Annotated in this window: 14 protein-coding genes, 1 pseudogene and 1 riboswitch; of the genes and pseudogenes, 7 read left to right on the top strand and 8 right to left on the bottom strand. The window is 52.1% G+C overall.

Annotated features, from left to right (window positions below):
- The first annotated feature begins 10 nt into the window (after positions 1 to 10).
- Complete coding sequence (locus J4614_RS05970; RefSeq protein WP_000825909.1) at positions 11 to 1,033, top strand: fimbrial protein; 1,023 nt, start codon at positions 11 to 13, stop codon at positions 1,031 to 1,033.
- 43 nt (positions 1,034 to 1,076) lie between these two features.
- On the opposite strand, the gene rcnB is transcribed toward J4614_RS05970, so the two are convergent.
- On the bottom strand, positions 1,077 to 1,391 hold the full coding sequence (gene rcnB, locus J4614_RS05965) for a Ni(II)/Co(II) efflux transporter accessory subunit RcnB (protein ID WP_000837534.1): 315 nt from the start codon (positions 1,389 to 1,391) through the stop codon (positions 1,077 to 1,079).
- Between the two features lie 281 nt (positions 1,392 to 1,672).
- A riboswitch (TPP riboswitch) is annotated at positions 1,673 to 1,769 on the top strand.
- A 31-nt stretch (positions 1,770 to 1,800) separates the two neighbouring features.
- On the opposite strand from rcnB, the gene thiM reads away from it, so the two are divergent.
- Genes thiM through J4614_RS05950 form a run of 3 tightly spaced genes read left to right on the top strand, consistent with a single transcriptional unit; the run spans position 1,801 to position 4,168 of the window.
- On the top strand, positions 1,801 to 2,598 hold the full coding sequence (gene thiM, locus J4614_RS05960; RefSeq protein ID WP_111769179.1) for a hydroxyethylthiazole kinase: 798 nt from the start codon (positions 1,801 to 1,803) through the stop codon (positions 2,596 to 2,598).
- The gene (gene thiD, locus J4614_RS05955) at positions 2,585 to 3,385 is read left to right on the top strand and encodes a bifunctional hydroxymethylpyrimidine kinase/phosphomethylpyrimidine kinase (protein ID WP_023262471.1); all 801 of its coding nucleotides are present in this window, start codon (positions 2,585 to 2,587) and stop codon (positions 3,383 to 3,385) included. Before thiM ends, thiD begins: the two co-directional genes overlap by 14 nt.
- A gap of 36 nt (positions 3,386 to 3,421) precedes the next feature.
- Positions 3,422 to 4,168: a GntR family transcriptional regulator gene (locus J4614_RS05950; protein ID WP_000434059.1), complete on the top strand. Its 747-nt coding sequence runs from the start codon at positions 3,422 to 3,424 to the stop codon at positions 4,166 to 4,168.
- Here J4614_RS05950 and J4614_RS05945 read toward each other — a convergent pair.
- Genes J4614_RS05945 through J4614_RS05935 form a run of 3 tightly spaced genes read right to left on the bottom strand, consistent with a single transcriptional unit; the run spans position 4,142 to position 7,376 of the window.
- On the bottom strand, positions 4,142 to 5,107 hold the full coding sequence (locus tag J4614_RS05945) for a PfkB family carbohydrate kinase (RefSeq protein ID WP_023215236.1): 966 nt from the start codon (positions 5,105 to 5,107) through the stop codon (positions 4,142 to 4,144). The genes J4614_RS05950 and J4614_RS05945 overlap by 27 nt on opposite strands.
- Positions 5,104 to 6,108 carry an ADP-ribosylglycohydrolase family protein gene (locus J4614_RS05940; RefSeq protein ID WP_208293091.1) on the bottom strand — a complete coding sequence of 335 codons (1,005 nt, stop codon included), beginning with the start codon at positions 6,106 to 6,108 and terminating at the stop codon, positions 5,104 to 5,106. The genes J4614_RS05945 and J4614_RS05940 overlap by 4 nt, the downstream gene beginning before the upstream one ends.
- Positions 6,105 to 7,376, bottom strand: a complete 1,272-nt coding sequence (locus J4614_RS05935) for a nucleoside permease (protein ID WP_000858692.1) — start codon at positions 7,374 to 7,376, stop codon at positions 6,105 to 6,107. The genes J4614_RS05940 and J4614_RS05935 overlap by 4 nt, the downstream gene beginning before the upstream one ends.
- Before the next feature lie 253 nt (positions 7,377 to 7,629).
- Here J4614_RS05935 and fbaB point away from each other — a divergent pair, with 253 nt between their 5' ends.
- On the top strand, positions 7,630 to 8,682 hold the full coding sequence (gene fbaB, locus J4614_RS05930; protein WP_000129590.1) for a class I fructose-bisphosphate aldolase: 1,053 nt from the start codon (positions 7,630 to 7,632) through the stop codon (positions 8,680 to 8,682).
- 52 nt (positions 8,683 to 8,734) lie between these two features.
- Here fbaB and yegS read toward each other — a convergent pair whose 3' ends face one another.
- Entirely contained in the window at positions 8,735 to 9,634 is a 900-nt protein-coding gene (yegS, locus tag J4614_RS05925; RefSeq protein WP_208293090.1) for a lipid kinase YegS, read from the bottom strand.
- A gap of 561 nt (positions 9,635 to 10,195) precedes the next feature.
- On the opposite strand from yegS, the gene steD reads away from it, so the two are divergent.
- Together steD and J4614_RS05915 are read left to right on the top strand one after the other, a co-directional pair.
- Positions 10,196 to 10,531 carry a type III secretion system effector SteD gene (gene steD / locus J4614_RS05920; protein ID WP_001533113.1) on the top strand — a complete coding sequence of 112 codons (336 nt, stop codon included), beginning with the start codon at positions 10,196 to 10,198 and terminating at the stop codon, positions 10,529 to 10,531.
- Between the two features lie 121 nt (positions 10,532 to 10,652).
- Positions 10,653 to 11,069 (top strand): CesT family type III secretion system chaperone, encoded by a 417-nt coding sequence (locus tag J4614_RS05915; protein WP_001555792.1) that lies wholly within the window; start codon positions 10,653 to 10,655, stop codon positions 11,067 to 11,069.
- Positions 11,070 to 11,078: 9 nt separating this feature from the next.
- Here the strand turns inward: J4614_RS05915 and J4614_RS05910 are convergent.
- The 3 genes and pseudogenes from J4614_RS05910 to J4614_RS05900 form a co-directional block, all read right to left on the bottom strand.
- Positions 11,079 to 11,258: pseudogene (locus tag J4614_RS05910) on the bottom strand (non-LEE encoded effector protein NleB); the annotation flags it as partial.
- Between the two features lie 450 nt (positions 11,259 to 11,708).
- Positions 11,709 to 13,070, bottom strand: a complete 1,362-nt coding sequence (gene yegQ, locus J4614_RS05905; protein WP_001517981.1) for a tRNA 5-hydroxyuridine modification protein YegQ — start codon at positions 13,068 to 13,070, stop codon at positions 11,709 to 11,711.
- Between the two features lie 115 nt (positions 13,071 to 13,185).
- Positions 13,186 to 15,297 (bottom strand): DUF4034 domain-containing protein, encoded by a 2,112-nt coding sequence (locus tag J4614_RS05900; protein ID WP_023215234.1) that lies wholly within the window; start codon positions 15,295 to 15,297, stop codon positions 13,186 to 13,188.
- Positions 15,298 to 15,299 lie beyond the last annotated feature (2 nt).

The raw sequence follows: 15,299 nt of genomic DNA, 5'->3' as shown, positions 1-15,299 counted from the left end.
AGGTGACGCCATGAAAAGACTACTATTTTTATTAATAATGATGCAGTTTACGCAGTTGGGTTACGCGGCGTGTAATGCGACCTTAACCAACACGAAGGATTATACGATTCAATCCGACAGCTTAATGCTGGGGGGGGAGGAGTCAGCCATTATTACAAATGGTTTCACTGACGCCAATTGTTCTAATAGTGATGTTGTGACTAAATTAGAGACATCCGATCATATTATTGGTATGGGGCCGAATGATAGTGTTAAGTTAAAATTAAAAGTTGAATGGCAAAGCAGTAGTGCGATAAATATGCGCAACCAAAACGGTGTAATTGAAGCCCCCTATAAGATAACGATTTCAGAAATAAACTCACTGGAGGCGGTGACTGTGTCTGCCAGGGGGGGATACTCGGTTACGATAGATAATATAACGGTGATGTCGGGTGCAAAGAATCAATGGAGCGGTAGCGATTGGGTGGTATTTATTTTAAAATATATTGGCTGTTGGGGGAATAGAGAGTGTGTTGCGAACGTTATCACTGATCTGAATGGGAAAGGCGTTTATAAAGCCAATTTAACGATAAATTACAACCGTAAAGAAACTACCTGCGCCCCCCAGAATCTCACCATCACGCTGGACCCGGTGCCTATGACTAAACTCCGCACTAAAGGAGAGGTTAGTGAATTTTCTAAGCAGGGTGATATTATTCTGGATTGCAAAAATCAGGTACGGAATGCGATGCTGACATCACGGCAAATAGCGGTGAATCTACGTAGTGATTTAGTCTGGGATGAGAATGAAGCAGTCCTGAAACCGGATAACGATAATGGCGTTGGGTTTATCTTAAGAGATTCAAATCGGAGCCTGCTTAAAATAAACAAAGGAGCAGCGATAAACAGTATTTTCAAAACCTATGCCAAAGGCAGTGCAGTGAATTCGGTGGAAGCTATTCCTGTCTTTGCCACATATTATGTTCTTGATCCTGCAAAAGTTAAAGCGGGGCCATTACAATCGAAAGCATTAATCGTGGTATCTTATAATTAATTTTATGCTGTACGCACTCTTTATACAAAGAGTGCGTATATCATTATCGATGATAAAAAATCTCGCCATCATAGGCTTTGATGATTTTTCCATCGGTATCGTTAATCAGTACATACGCGCCGCCCATATAGGTCCAGTGAGTACCGGCATCTGGCGCGGGCAGATTACGTAATTTCCACTGTTTAATATTATACTCATCGGTGCGGTACATTTGCGGAACGGTATCGCCGGGCTTGAAGTGGGTGAAGTCGGCGATAAAGCTTTTTAACTCATATTGATCAATGCCCGTTGTCGCGGGGGCGGCCCATGCAAAACTGGTTGCAAGCAACAGCGCGCAAGGCAGCAACTTACTTTTCATACTTTTACCCTCCACATATGCGGGTCAGTTAACATCGTGTGTATCATTTCTGCTGGTGGCGTATCTGACAAGCGCTATTTTGTTATCTCACGCCCCTTTTCGTAAAAAGTGTAAACGAAAGCGTCGTGCAGCAACATATCCGCCAGCAAGTTTGCCAGAACCGAATAGGTTTTGAGAACTATCTGATAACGCTGAAATTATCATCCGCCGTTGGCTGTAAATTTACATTGTCTGGCGCAGACAGTATGCTTAATAGCGAAACCCCGCTTAACACGGTGGGGCTTGACGACTCGGGGTGCCCTTCTTTGTGAAGGCTGAGAAATACCCGTACCACCTGATCTGGATAATGCCAGCGTAGGGAAGTCTGACACTGCTCGTGTCCCTTCTTCACGCGGGCAGGAGCTGAACCATGCAGCCTGACCTGCACTGCCGCACGCTTGCGGCGCATACGTTAAAACACTTTCGCGCGCTCTCCCCGCTTACGCACTGTATGACGAATGACGTCGTACAAACGTTTACCGCCAATACGTTGCTGGCGCTGGGCGCTTCACCCGCCATGGTGATTGATCCTGTCGAGGCCAGACCGTTTGCCGCCATCGCCAACGCCTTGCTGGTTAATGTCGGAACATTAACCGCCTCACGCGCTGAAGCGATGCGTGCGGCGGTAGAAAGCGCTTATGATGCCAAAACGCCGTGGACGCTTGATCCTGTCGCAGTAGGCGCGCTGGAATTTCGTCGGCGATTTTGCCTGGATCTCTTGTCCCTGCGCCCGGCGGCAATACGCGGCAACGCCTCGGAAATCCTGGCGTTAGCCGGCATGGCGCTGGGCGGACGCGGCGTAGATACCACCGAGGCGGCGTTGGCCGCACTGCCTGCGGCGCAGGCGCTGGCGCGTCAGATAGACTGCATCGTTGTGGTTACCGGAGAGGTAGATTATGTCACTAATGGTCAGCGCACGCTGAGCATTCCCGGCGGCGATCCGTTAATGACTCGCATTGTAGGCACCGGCTGCGCGTTGTCGGCGGTCGTCGCCGCCAGTTGCGCGTTACCGGGCGCCGCGCTGGACAATGTCGCGTCGGCCTGCTGCTGGATGAAACTGGCTGGACAGACCGCGGCAGAGCGTAGCGAAGGACCGGGCAGCTTCATCCCGGCTTTTCTTGATGCGCTCTATCATCTGGATGTGGAGGCGGCCAATGAAGAGAATTAACGCGCTGACGATTGCCGGTACCGATCCCAGCGGCGGGGCCGGTATCCAGGCGGATCTCAAGACCTTTTCCGCGCTGGGCGCATATGGCTGTTCGGTCATCACCGCGCTGGTGGCGCAAAATACCTGTGGCGTACAGTCGGTGTACCGGATAGAGCCGGACTTTGTCGCCGCTCAACTTGATTCCGTGCTCAGCGATGTGCGCATTGATACCACGAAAATCGGGATGCTGGCGGAAACCGATATTGTCGAGGCCGTGGCGGAACGACTACAGCGCCATCATGTACGTAATGTGGTGCTGGATACGGTGATGCTGGCGAAAAGCGGCGATCCGTTGCTCTCGCCCTCTGCGATAGAAACATTACGCGTCCGGCTGTTGCCGCAGGTATCGCTGATTACGCCTAATTTGCCGGAAGCCGCAGCGTTGCTGGATGCGCCCCATGCGCGTACGGAACAGGAGATGCTGGCGCAGGGGCGGGCGTTACTGGCGATGGGGTGTGAAGCGGTATTAATGAAAGGCGGGCATTTAGAGGATGCGCAAAGCCCGGACTGGCTCTTTACCCGTGAGGGCGAGCAACGTTTTAGCGCGCCGCGTGTGAACACCAAAAATACGCATGGGACGGGCTGTACGTTGTCGGCGGCGCTGGCGGCGTTACGGCCCCGGCATCGCAGTTGGGGAGAGACGGTAAACGAGGCGAAGGCATGGCTTTCGGCGGCGTTGGCGCAGGCGGACACGCTGGAAGTGGGGAAGGGCATTGGTCCGGTACATCATTTCCACGCGTGGTGGTAGTATACTGCCTACAGACCCGTCGTCAGGAAATGATAAATGGAACAAGCGCATACCCGGCTCATCGCGCAACTGAATGAACGAATTTCAGCGGCGGATAATACGCCGCTATACATGAAATTCGCCCAGACGGTAAAGGATGCCGTGCGCAGCGGTATTCTTGAGCACGGTAATATTTTGCCTGGCGAACGCGATCTCAGCCAGCTTACCGGCGTCTCGCGCATCACGGTACGGAAAGCGATGCAGGCGCTGGAAGAAGAGGGTGTCGTCACGCGCGCCCGTGGCTACGGTACGCAAATCAATAATATCTTTGAATATTCTCTGAAAGAGGCGCGGGGATTTTCTCAGCAGGTTGTCTTGCGCGGCAAAAAACCGGATACGCTATGGGTTAACAAACGCGTGGTAAGTTGTCCGGATGAGATCGCGCAGCACCTGGCGATCCCCGCAGGCAGTGACGTCTTTTTACTCAAACGCATTCGTTATGTTGATGAGGACGCGGTATCGATTGAAGAGTCCTGGGTGCCCGCGCATCTGATTCATGATGTCGACGCGATTGGCATTTCGCTGTATGACTATTTTCGTCGCCAGCACATTTACCCTCAGCGTACCCGATCTCGCGTCAGCGCCCGGATGCCGGATGATGAGTTTCAGTCGCATATTCAAATGGATGGTAAAGTGCCGGTGCTGGTGATTAAGCAGGTGGCGCTCGATCAGCAGCAGCGGCCTATTGAATACAGCATCAGTTATTGTCGTAGCGACCTATACGTTTTTGTGTGCGAGGAGTAGCGCCTCGCGTGTGGGCGCGCAGTCGCCGCCGCGATGCCCGACCACCCAGCTCGCCACCGCATTTCCCAGCAGTACGGCATCCGCGAGCGACCAGCCTGACGCCAGTCCTGCCAGCACGCCGCCAGCATGGCTGTCGCCTGCGCCGATGGTATCCACCACGGTTGTCGGAAACGCTGGCACAACGCCGGAAGATTGCGCGCTAAAATACCACGCTCCGTCTTTATCGTGGCGCACCACCAGCGGCGCGGAAAAGCGTTTTACCCATGCTTCGCCGAAAGTGCGCGTATCGGTCGCAAGCCCGGTGCGTTCCGCAGCGATGATGGCTTCCTGGCGGTTGAGGGAGACGATGGGCCGGCAGGCCATAATGCGCGCCATTGTATCGTCTGTAATATCACCGATTCGTGGGCCAAAATCGATAAAAGGCGTTACATCGTCGACGGTTTCCAGCCACTGGATCAGTGGTTCGCCACAGGACGAGGCCAGTTGATAGCCGGACAGGTAGACAAGACTGCCCCGCGGTGTCCTGAGCTGCGACAGCCAGTCCGCATTCCACTGGTTTTCCACGCCGCTAAAAGACATAAACGTGCGTTCGCCATCCGGTTCGACTAACGCCAGACACCAGCCGTTATCCCCTTCAACCGCGTCAATCACGCTGGATAATCCCTCTTTTGCCAGACGGCGGCGAATCCTCTCCGCCCACACGCCCTGGCCCAGCGGCAGCGCATTGCTGGCGTCAATCCCCAGTCGTTTCAACGCCACGGCAATATTCAGCGCACAGCCGCCGACATTGACGCTCTGTTGTTGCAGTTCAATATCGCCTCCGCGACGCGGCAACGTCCAGGCGTCGGCAATGATATCGATCACTGCCGCGCCGATAACGGTGAGCGGACGCCGGGTATGCAGGGTCGGTAATAATGTCAGCAACCGTGCGCCGTTCATAGTGCCTCCCGCCGTTGACGATAACTCGCCAGCGCAACGGCATAGCGCGCAAAATCCAGCTGATTAACCTCGTCCAGCGTTTGCTTTAACTGGGGGTTAATGGCGCTTACCCCGTGCAACGCGCCGCAAATGGCGGTAGCCATCGCGCCGATAGTGTCGGTATCGCCGCCGAGGTTAGCGCACAGCACGGCACAGCGGTTAGGATCGGTATTCGCCAGTTCCACCATGGCGATAGCGCAGGGAACCGATTCAATGGTGCTGGTTCCCGCGCCGATAATCTGATAGAGCTGTTCGCTGGCAGATTCGACGCCGTCGGCGCGGCGGACAATGTTTAGCGCCAGTTCCAGACGTGACGATAGCGAGGCGCTAAACGTGGTAATACGCGCTGTCTGCGCCTGATGGGCGACGGCGGGGAGCGAGTCGGCAATACTTTGCCACGTGTCGCCGTTAACCGCTCGCGAGACGGCCCAGGCGACAACCACGGCGCCAGCCACCGCCAGATCGGATTTATGCGTCGGGCTGGAGGCTAACGCTACTTCTGCTATAAAGGCTGTCAGGTTAGTTGGTGGCAACAGGCAGCCCAACGGCGAAACGCGCATGGCCGCGCCGTTAGTCACGCCGTTATTTTCCAGCGCCGCGATGGGGATGCCGTCGCGAATCGCATTCAGCGCAATTTTTGACGTCGGGCCGAGTACATTTTTATTGAACGCATCAAAGCGTTCCGCCCAGGCGAGGATGTTACGTCCAATAATCTCGGGATCAATACTGCCTTCGCATTCGAGTAGCGCGTCGGCCAGGCAGAGCGCCATTGCGGTATCATCCGTAAACTCCGCGCGGTTAAAATAGCAGGCGGCATTATTCTCTTTTGGCCCGGGCAGAAAGCGGTCAATCCAGCCGAAATGCGCTTTGACGCGCGTTCTCGGCCACAGCTCAGAGGGCATTCCCATCGCATCCCCTAACGCTTGCCCGTAAAGAGCACCGAGAATACGTTCTGCTTTCATTTTACTTCCCCTTGTGTCAACGCAATATCGCGATCGTCAATAGCAGTGATCTCTTTGTCCGATTCGCGAAAGAAAATCATAAACAGTAGCGCGATGACGGCAATCATCACCGCGCCAAACGTCCACATGCCCGCCCAGTTGAATGTCAGACCGTTAACCGGTTGCGGATAAGCAAACATTTTTTCCATCATCACACCGCCGAGGCGATAGCCCAGCAGGCTGCCGAATCCCTGACAGCAGAGGGTGATAAGCCCTTGCGCAGCGGTACGCATATGAACCGGCGCTTTTTTATCGACATAAATGTAGGCGGTGACGTAGTAGAAATCGTAACTTACGCCGTGCAGCAAAATACCGAGGAACAGCAGGGCGTAAGTGAAGTACGTCTCCGCGCCGCCATAGACAAAAAAGCCGTAGCGGATCGCGGCGGTAATAAGACCAAGCAATAATACCTTTTTAATACCAAAGCGCTTAGTGAAAAAGGGCAGCGCCAGCATAAAGAAGATTTCAGAGAACTGGCCGAGCGTCATCCAGCCGGTGGCGTTTTTCATTCCCACTTCTGTCAGATAGCCGTTAGCGAAGATGTAGTAGAAGGCCAGCGGCATTGCAAACAGGAAGGAACAGAAGAAGAAAACGAGAAAGTTTTTATCGCGCAGCAGGACCAGCGCATCCAGCCCCAGCATCACTTTAATATCCATCTTGCCGGTGCTTTTTGGCGGCGTGTCTGGCAGACAGAACGCAAATACGCCCAGCAACGCTGAACTTGCGGCGGTTATGAGCAGTGGAATGTTGGTGGGGGAAATATCGTTATAGCCTAACATTTGCGGCAGGAATCCACAGGCGAGGCCGGAGGCAATCCACCCAATGGTTCCCATAACGCGAATGCGTGGAAAATCGCGTTCAACGTCCGGTACGTTAGCGAAGGCAATGCTGTTTGTCAGCGCGATGGTCGGCATATAGGTCAATGAATAGGCCAGAAGCAGCGGAAAGAATCCGGCGAAGGTGGTTTGCTGCGCCGCGAAATACATCAGTACGGCACCCGCAAACATCAGTACCGCCAGGACTTTTTGCGCCGAGAAAAAACGGTCGGTAACGGAGCCGACCAGAATCGGCGACAGGATCGCCGCAATGGCGGTACAGGCATAAGACCAGCCTATTTCACCGGCGGAAAACCCGCTTTTATTTAGCCATAGCCACAGGGGGACGAACCAGGCGCCCCAGATAAACCACTCCACGAACATCATGAACGACAGTTTAAAGGTCGTTTTCATTTTTGAATCCTTCATGACAGGTAAGGTACGCCACGACAATACCATTTAATAATACCTTTTAAATACCATTGAGCATTAATTTTGACCGATCTAACACTTTTTCGGACGTGAATCGAGTCAGCAGATAGCGCCGAAAAAATGCGCTAAAGTTGGCAAAAATGGTCGGTCAGTACCAGGCTTATTGCGACCCGCAATCTGCGGGGCAGGACTATTCACCTTCCGATACCCTATCGGAACTTACGGGAGCATAGCTATGACTGATATTGCGCAGTTGCTTGGCAAAGACGCCGACAGCCTTTTACAGCATCGTTGTATGACCATTCCTTCCGATCAGCTTTATCTACCCGGCAAGGATTACGTTGACCGGGTGATGATTGACAATAATCGTCCACCAGCCGTTCTGCGTAATATGCAGACGCTCTATAATACTGGACGCCTGGCGGGAACAGGATACCTTTCGATACTGCCCGTCGATCAGGGGGTGGAGCACTCCGCCGGCGCTTCTTTTGCGGCCAACCCGCGCTACTTTGACCCAAAAAATATTGTTGAATTGGCGATTGAGGCCGGCTGTAACTGCGTGGCCTCTACCTACGGCGTACTGGCCTCGGTTTCACGGCGCTATGCGCACCGTATTCCGTTTTTGGTCAAACTGAATCACAACGAAACATTGAGCTATCCGACAGAGTACGATCAGACCCTGTACGCCAGCGTTGAGCAGGCGTTTAATATGGGCGCCGTGGCGGTAGGCGCGACGATCTATTTCGGTTCGGAACAGTCTCGTCGCCAGATTGAAGAGATCTCCGCCGCTTTTGAGCGTGCGCATGAGCTGGGTATGGTGACCGTATTGTGGGCTTACCTGCGTAATTCTTCCTTTAAAAAAGACGGCGTCGATTACCATGTATCCGCTGACCTGACGGGGCAAGCCAACCATCTGGCCGCTACGATTGGCGCGGATATTGTGAAACAGAAAATGGCCGAGAATAATGGCGGTTATAAAGCGGTCAACTTCGGCTATACCGACGACCGCGTGTACAGCAAACTGACCAGCGATAACCCGATTGATTTGGTACGTTACCAGTTGGCGAACTGCTATATGGGACGCGCCGGGCTTATCAACTCCGGCGGCGCGGACGGCGGCGACACTGATCTCGGCGACGCGGTTCGTACCGCGGTGATCAACAAACGAGCCGGTGGAATGGGGCTAATTCTGGGACGTAAAGCCTTTAAGAAATCGATGGCTGATGGCGTGAAGTTGATTAACGCCGTACAGGATGTCTATCTGGATAGCAAAGTCACCATCGCCTGAGTTTAACGAAGAAAAGCCGGATGTGAGCGCATCCGGCCAGCGACAGGTGTTATTAACGTAGCAACGGGCAGTCTGGCGGCAGCCGACAGCGTAATGCGCCAGGTAGCACCTCAATATGAAATTCTTGTCCGCTGAGTGGTTCGCCATCCAGATTAAACGTGATTTCATGCGGCGCATGAATATTAAACCACGCCGAGGCGCCGTCAATAATATTCGGATTGTCATCTGACTGCGTGAGTGTGGAAAACAGCGCCGGCAGCAGCTCTTCGCCGGTAAAAATCCGTAGCTGTAACAGTCCGTCGTTAATCAGCGCGGTGGGACATAATTGCTGCCCGCCGCCGGCCTGACGACCGTTGCCGATGCCGATCACCAGCGCATCTCCCTGCCAGTGAAAGTTTTCGCCACGTATTTCGCAGCGGTCAGGGGTCAGCGTATCCATTCTCATCAGACCGTGGATAAGATAGGAGACGCCGCCCAACGCGGCCTTGAGTTTTTCCGGCGTTTCGGTGGTAATGCGGGTGCCAAAACCGCCCGTCGCCATATTGATAAAACAGGTTTTATCATTGACCCTGGCCATATCAATTTCCATCGCGTTTCCGGCAATCGCCAGTTTCAGCGCTTTGTCCAGCGCTTCAGGAATACCGGCGCTGGTGGCAAAATCGTTGGCAGTGCCGAGCGGCAAAAGGCCCAGTGCAGGGGCTACGCCGTCGCGGATCTGGATGAGCGCGGTCGACACTTCATTAATGGTACCGTCTCCGCCGCCGGCAATCACCGTTTCAACGCCCAGTCTACGGGCTTCATCAACGTAACGCTGCGCGTCGCCTTTTTCCCAGGTTACCCGAACGTGAATCTGTATACCTTCGTCGCGAAGGAGAGTAATGACCTCACGTAGCGGCTGGTTATCAGCGCTTTTGCCATTGAGGATCAGTAAGCTGGCGGGAAAGTTAGCCATCCGTTATGCCTTAATAGGTTGAACAACAATCTCCAGAAAGTGTATAGCAGAAATGAAAAAGCGAGGTCAGAACAGGATGAAAATTGAAATGTTGCGCACTTATTGCTTTACCGTTTTTCTTCCTGCTGTACGCAGCGGTAAGCGAAGCATGGTTTAAGGCAAATGGCGACAAGAGAGATGCCGGTATGCGCATTGAGTAGCGCTTGTGAGGGTGCAGGGAAATCACAAGGGGTAGTCAGACGCTTTCCGATATAGCGCCTTTGATAACGAAACGGAGAATTAACAAGACGAACATACGTCAGTTATCAGTATTAATTTCAAACACCATAATATCAGATAAAAACCTGATATTTATTACCAAACATACTTTTTAATAGCATAAAATCGAAATGTTCTTTAGACTCTTTAGCAGAAACTCGGCGCACTATTAGAAGCACGCTACTATATATCAAATAAAACCTATTTAGATGATGGCTTAGCGCGGTGTCCTATAGTCGTACCGTTGCCTGATGTATCGCTTTTCTCATAAACATAAACAGGCATGTGCATGAAGAGGTTTATATGAATGTCACTTCAGGCGTGAATGCGCAAACGCCATTGCTCCCTCCTTCTGAACGGGGTAATGACGAAAAACCGGTAGCTGAAATCGTTGATTTTAACGCTTACGGCAATAAACCCAGATGTTTAATGTGCCTGGGAACCACGGCATTGTTTACAGGTGTTTTCAGTGGGGTATGCTCAGGGGCTGTCGCCAGTGTCAGTAGTGGTACTGCATATACTACCGCCCTGACGGTTTTAGGCGCATCGTTTGGCATGGGGGGAATTGGTATGATGGGAATATGCGCCGGACTATACCTTAGCGCAAATGGCATCAGAACCCGGCCAGCCTGGCCATAAATGAGCAAACACAGCAAGTCATAGGGAAAAGACGAATTCCGACGATGACACGGGGTGTTAATCGTCCAGACCAGAGGCTTATGACTTATATAGAAACGCTTTAGATAGAGTATGGGGTGTTATGTATTCAAGAGCCGATCGCTTATTAAGACAGTTTTCACTAAAATTAAATGCCGATTCAATTGCCTTTGACGAAAACAGATTATGCTCATTTATTATAGATAACCGTTACCGTATCTTACTAACAAGCACTAACAGTGAGTATATAATGATATACGGTTTTTGCGGAAGACCTCCGGATAATAATAATCTTGCTTTTGAATTTCTCAATGCTAATTTATGGTTTGCAGAGAATAATGGACCACATTTGTGTTATGATAATAACTCACAATCATTATTACTGGCTCTCAACTTCTCACTCAATGAAAGTTCTGTAGAGAAACTTGAATGTGAAATTGAGGTAGTTATTAGATCAATGGAGAATCTGTATCACATTTTACAGGATAAAGGAATAACTCTGGATACCGATTATACGTGACGGTGGGAAGGGTGTTTGGTGATCTGGTGGTAATAGAGGATAATCAACCCCGGCAAAACTTACATGGCCTGATGAAGGTGGACTGAGCGTAGGTGCGATGGTTTGAGTATTACTTTGACATGAAATCAAACCTCTAATCCGGGAAAACATTATTTTAATCCTTGTAAAAGCGGCATTAAAACGTGCCATAACTTTACACGCTTAAATTATCGGTTTTTAACCTTAATTTAATAACCTGGAAACTTTTTGTATAAGTTCGCACAAAGCAGTTCTTGATTTAATTCACTGATTTTAAACGTAAATATCAGAATGCTAAGTCCTGAGTCTGACCGGATGCGGGAGGATTGTGACTTGCTGGCTGGCCATGAATAGTGGAGGTCTGTAAACCTAAGCGCCCATTTGCGCTTTGGTTAGTGTGGTCAATTTTTGGATGTGGCGGAAAGTACCACTTTTTTATTGATTATACGCAAAAAATAAGCCTGCGTAAGGGAGATTACGCAGGCCAAGGAGGTGGTTCCTGGTACAGCTAGCATTTATGGGTTATGTTTTTCAGCGCGTTGAATAATACCCGCATTGAGCGAAGCGGTATGTGATCAATTTCTAAGAATCTTCCCGCCATGAAAAAATAACCGCAATTAACTACTTAGCATGGGGGTTACGCGTTGATTCGCCTGAGAAATTACGCATCAATAGTGCGTAATCCAGCGTAACGTCCTGCGGGACGGGCATCCAGACGGTATAGCCATCGCCAGGCGCCACCGGCATAGCGTCGCCTTTGGCGTTCTCCATCTGTTCCAGGGTGAAATTGATATTTCCCTGCGGTGTCATCAGCTCCAGACTATCGCCAACGGAGAATTTATTTTTCACCGCCACGGCCGCCAGTTGGCCTTTACGCTCGCCGGTGAACTCGCCGACAAATTGCTGGCGTTCGGAAACGGAGTACCCGTACTCGTAATTCTGGTAATCGTCGTGCGTATGGCGACGCAGGAAACCTTCGGTATAGCCGCGATGAGCCAGACCTTCCAACGTTTCCAGCAGCGTAGGGTCGAAGGGTTTACCCGCGGCGGCGTCGTCGATGGCCTTACGGTAGACCTGCGCGGTACGGGCGCAGTAATAAAAGGATTTGGTGCGGCCTTCGATTTTCAGCGAGTGGACGCCCATTTTCGTCAGGCGCTCCACGTGGGCGATAGCGCGCAAATCTTTTGAGTTCATGATATAGGTGCCATGCTCGTCTTCGAACGCGGTCATGTATTCGCCCGGTCTTTGGGCCTCTTCTATCATAAACACTTTATCCGTCGGCGCGCCGATACCGAGCGTCGGCTCAACGTTCTGTACCGGAATCGGTTCGTGCTTATGCACGATGTTGCCGACAACGTCTTCTTTTCCTTCCTGCACGTTATATTCCCAACGGCAGGCATTGGTGCAGGTGCCCTGGTTCGGATCGCGTTTATTGATGTAGCCGGAAAGCAGGCAGCGGCCGGAATAGGCCATGCATAGCGCGCCGTGGACGAAAATTTCTATTTCCATATCCGGCACCTGCTGGCGAATTTCCTCAATCTCTTCCAGCGACAGCTCGCGGGAGAGAATCACACGGGTCAGCCCCATCTGCTGCCAGAATTTTACCGTCGCCCAGTTTACGGCATTAGCCTGTACCGACAGGTGAATCGGCATTGCCGGGAAGTGCTCGCGTACCAGCATAATCAACCCTGGATCGGACATGATCAGCGCATCCGGGCCCATCTCGACGACGGGTTTCAGGTCACGGATAAAGGTTTTGAGCTTGGCGTTATGCGGGGCGATGTTCACCACCACGTAGAATTTTTTTCCGAGCGCGTGGGCTTCGTTGATGCCAAGCTGCAAATTTTCGTGATTGAATTCGTTATTACGCACGCGTAAAGAGTAGCGCGGTTGGCCCGCATAGACGGCATCGGCACCGTAAGCGAAAGCGTAACGCATATTTTTCAGCGTTCCCGCCGGCGAAAGGAGTTCTGGTTTAAACATCATTTTCTCGTTCTGATGACAGGTCAGATCCGCCTCACCTGATGAGGCGGCTGGAGGAGAGTCCTCACTTTAAGGGCGGGCATTGTAGCGCCGTGGGAGAGGGGAGTAAACCACCTTACACCATTGAGTTGACCTGTCCCGGCAGCTCTGAGTTCGGGATGCGGACGGTATACCAGGCGAAACGAAAGCGTTTCCAGAAAGAATCGAAATGCAGGTGGTCCAGGCAGTCCATAACGATTTCATTATCCGGGTAAAGCGTGAAGGCAAAATGTGCCCAGCGTGCGCTTAGCTTCATATTAAACAGCGTTCGATCGTGTTTATTACCGTGCAGGCGCGATAGGGTCACCATAGCATGTAGCGTGCCTTTGTTGGCCTCTTGTTGCACCAGTTCCAGATGCTTATGCGCCAGCGTAATATCCTTCACTTCAAAAATATTCAGCAGGAACAAGCCCCAGGCTTCTTTATGCCCGAACTGATGCGCCAGCCAGAGATTATCGAGCAGTTCTTTTTCATAAGCGGAACGTTTTTCGGTATCAAGTTCTTGTTTACTCAGACGCTGGTTGCAGATGCCAATGCTGAAATGAATATTTTTCAGGTCATTTTCATAGTCGGTATAGCCTCCGTTATCTATTAATTTGTACGGGGTGCTCTCGCGCAGCGCTAACTGCCGGTGCAAAATCTCCGCCGCGCGCTGAAAATACCCTAACGCGATGGCAGGATCGTAAGGTAGTAGGCCTTTGTTCTCTTTATTATTGTGTTCAAGGCCCAGCAGGTTTAGCGCGGCGGGTATATTTCTTTGTGCGCCCAGCTCTGCCAGCGGCACGAAATGTTCCGGGAGCCCGAACCAGTTGAAATTTTTAATCGCCGCCCGCCAGTTATGGTTATATTGAATGTCGGCGACGCTATCGAGCCAGGCGAGGCCTTGCGCCTCATCCTTTTCGAAACCCAATAGCCCGGCGTACTGAAAGTAGCCACGACGGATTTTCGGCACTGCGAATTCCGTTTGCTGCGCATTCTGACAGAGAAAATTATACATCCACCAGGTGTCAGGAAAATCGCGCAGGGCGAACTTTATCGTGTCATCAGAGAAGTAATTGTTGAGCTTAACTTTTTCCACGATCGAACGCTGAAGGGTTCGCCAGAGCGCGTCATTATCGTCCAGATCGCTATAGCAGACCCGCAGCCACTCCAGCGCGTTGTGGCGAGATTCCTGGATATGCGCTCGCAGGCTAATCTCTTCGGCTTTGGCGATAATACGTTCCTGTTCTGCCGGGGAGTCAACCTCTTTGATGCGCAGATCGCGGTGATCGTCCCACCAGATTAATAGCTCCAGATGTTCACGTTCTGCGGCAGAAAGGTGATCGCATACGCTTGATTCCAGAAATTCGCGGATCTCCTCGTGAGACCCTCTCCAGCGTGGCATACGAAACGGGATATATTCATCCAGCACGTAAAATGCCGTCGGGAAAATAGCCAGGCAGACGGCGAGCCAGTATTTTTGCCCGGCATCGTCATCGCACTCCGGCAATACGGACGGGCGCGGCAAATTTGGGCAAACCGCGTCGGCAAACGACAGCCCGGAATGGGCCATCAGCGCGTCCACCTCCTGCGGTGAATGGCGATGATATTCAGCCAGATCCTCCATTAATGGCTGCCCGGCAACATCCGCGCCCACGAGGAACTCAACCAGCCAGTCGGGCTGGCCGAAGACTTTTGAGTTGGTGCTGGTCAGGGCCGCCGCCATCCACTGGCGCGGTTCACAGTCGATAGCATTGAGCGCGGCGATGACCATCCGTTCGTTGCAGGCGGCGGCGCAGATCCACATCGCTCGGGTGGTTTCTCTCGCCCAGCCATAGCTGCGGTAAAGCCACGCACGGTGATTCCAGTATTGCGCCTCGGCAAGCCAGGCGTGAGTGGAGCGGGGACGAGCGCGCTGCCACTTTTTGATCAGCGCTAATCCTTGCGGCCCAGCCTCAACCAGCGTGTCCATATCGTAAAAAGGGTTGTCCATTTGATTCCAGGCGAAGAAATAGCGCTTTTCCGCTTCGCGGCTGGTAAAGCTCTCCGTCAGCGCCTGGTTGTAGCGTTCGTCCAGTTCGTCATAGCGTTCTTCACGCAGCAGGCCGGAAATATCGGCGATATGCCACTCGCGATGCCCGTCATTGAGGGGATTTTTGTGGTTGCACATCTCAAACATAGCGTTGAGCAGGCGGTCATCCTGTTCCATAA

Origin of the sequence: Salmonella sp. 32031103-2018-00083-FB-01-SM-01, from assembly GCF_017571995.1 — a bacterium.
Classification (GTDB): domain Bacteria; phylum Pseudomonadota; class Gammaproteobacteria; order Enterobacterales; family Enterobacteriaceae; genus Salmonella; species Salmonella enterica.
The sequence above is the reverse complement of the archived record's forward strand: the minus strand, read 5'-3'. Positions and strand labels throughout refer to the sequence as shown.

Bases quoted from the DNA above. Each gene is read 5' to 3' on its own strand.
- fbaB (WP_000129590.1), top strand. From the start codon at position 7,630: ATGACTGATATTGCGCAGTTGCTTGGCAAAGACGCCGACAGCCTTTTA.
- yegS (WP_208293090.1), bottom strand. From the start codon at position 9,634: ATGGCTAACTTTCCCGCCAGCTTACTGATCCTCAATGGCAAAAGCGCT.
- steD (WP_001533113.1), top strand. From the start codon at position 10,196: ATGAATGTCACTTCAGGCGTGAATGCGCAAACGCCATTGCTCCCTCCT.
- J4614_RS05940 (WP_208293091.1), bottom strand. From the start codon at position 6,108: ATGAAAGCAGAACGTATTCTCGGTGCTCTTTACGGGCAAGCGTTAGGG.
- J4614_RS05900 (WP_023215234.1), bottom strand. From the start codon at position 15,297: ATGGAACAGGATGACCGCCTGCTCAACGCTATGTTTGAGATGTGCAAC.
- J4614_RS05950 (WP_000434059.1), top strand. From the start codon at position 3,422: ATGGAACAAGCGCATACCCGGCTCATCGCGCAACTGAATGAACGAATT.
- thiM (WP_111769179.1), top strand. From the start codon at position 1,801: ATGCAGCCTGACCTGCACTGCCGCACGCTTGCGGCGCATACGTTAAAA.
- J4614_RS05945 (WP_023215236.1), bottom strand. From the start codon at position 5,107: ATGAACGGCGCACGGTTGCTGACATTATTACCGACCCTGCATACCCGG.
- J4614_RS05935 (WP_000858692.1), bottom strand. From the start codon at position 7,376: ATGAAAACGACCTTTAAACTGTCGTTCATGATGTTCGTGGAGTGGTTT.
- rcnB (WP_000837534.1), bottom strand. From the start codon at position 1,391: ATGAAAAGTAAGTTGCTGCCTTGCGCGCTGTTGCTTGCAACCAGTTTT.
- thiD (WP_023262471.1), top strand. From the start codon at position 2,585: ATGAAGAGAATTAACGCGCTGACGATTGCCGGTACCGATCCCAGCGGC.
- yegQ (WP_001517981.1), bottom strand. From the start codon at position 13,070: ATGTTTAAACCAGAACTCCTTTCGCCGGCGGGAACGCTGAAAAATATG.
- J4614_RS05970 (WP_000825909.1), top strand. From the start codon at position 11: ATGAAAAGACTACTATTTTTATTAATAATGATGCAGTTTACGCAGTTG.
- J4614_RS05915 (WP_001555792.1), top strand. From the start codon at position 10,653: ATGTATTCAAGAGCCGATCGCTTATTAAGACAGTTTTCACTAAAATTA.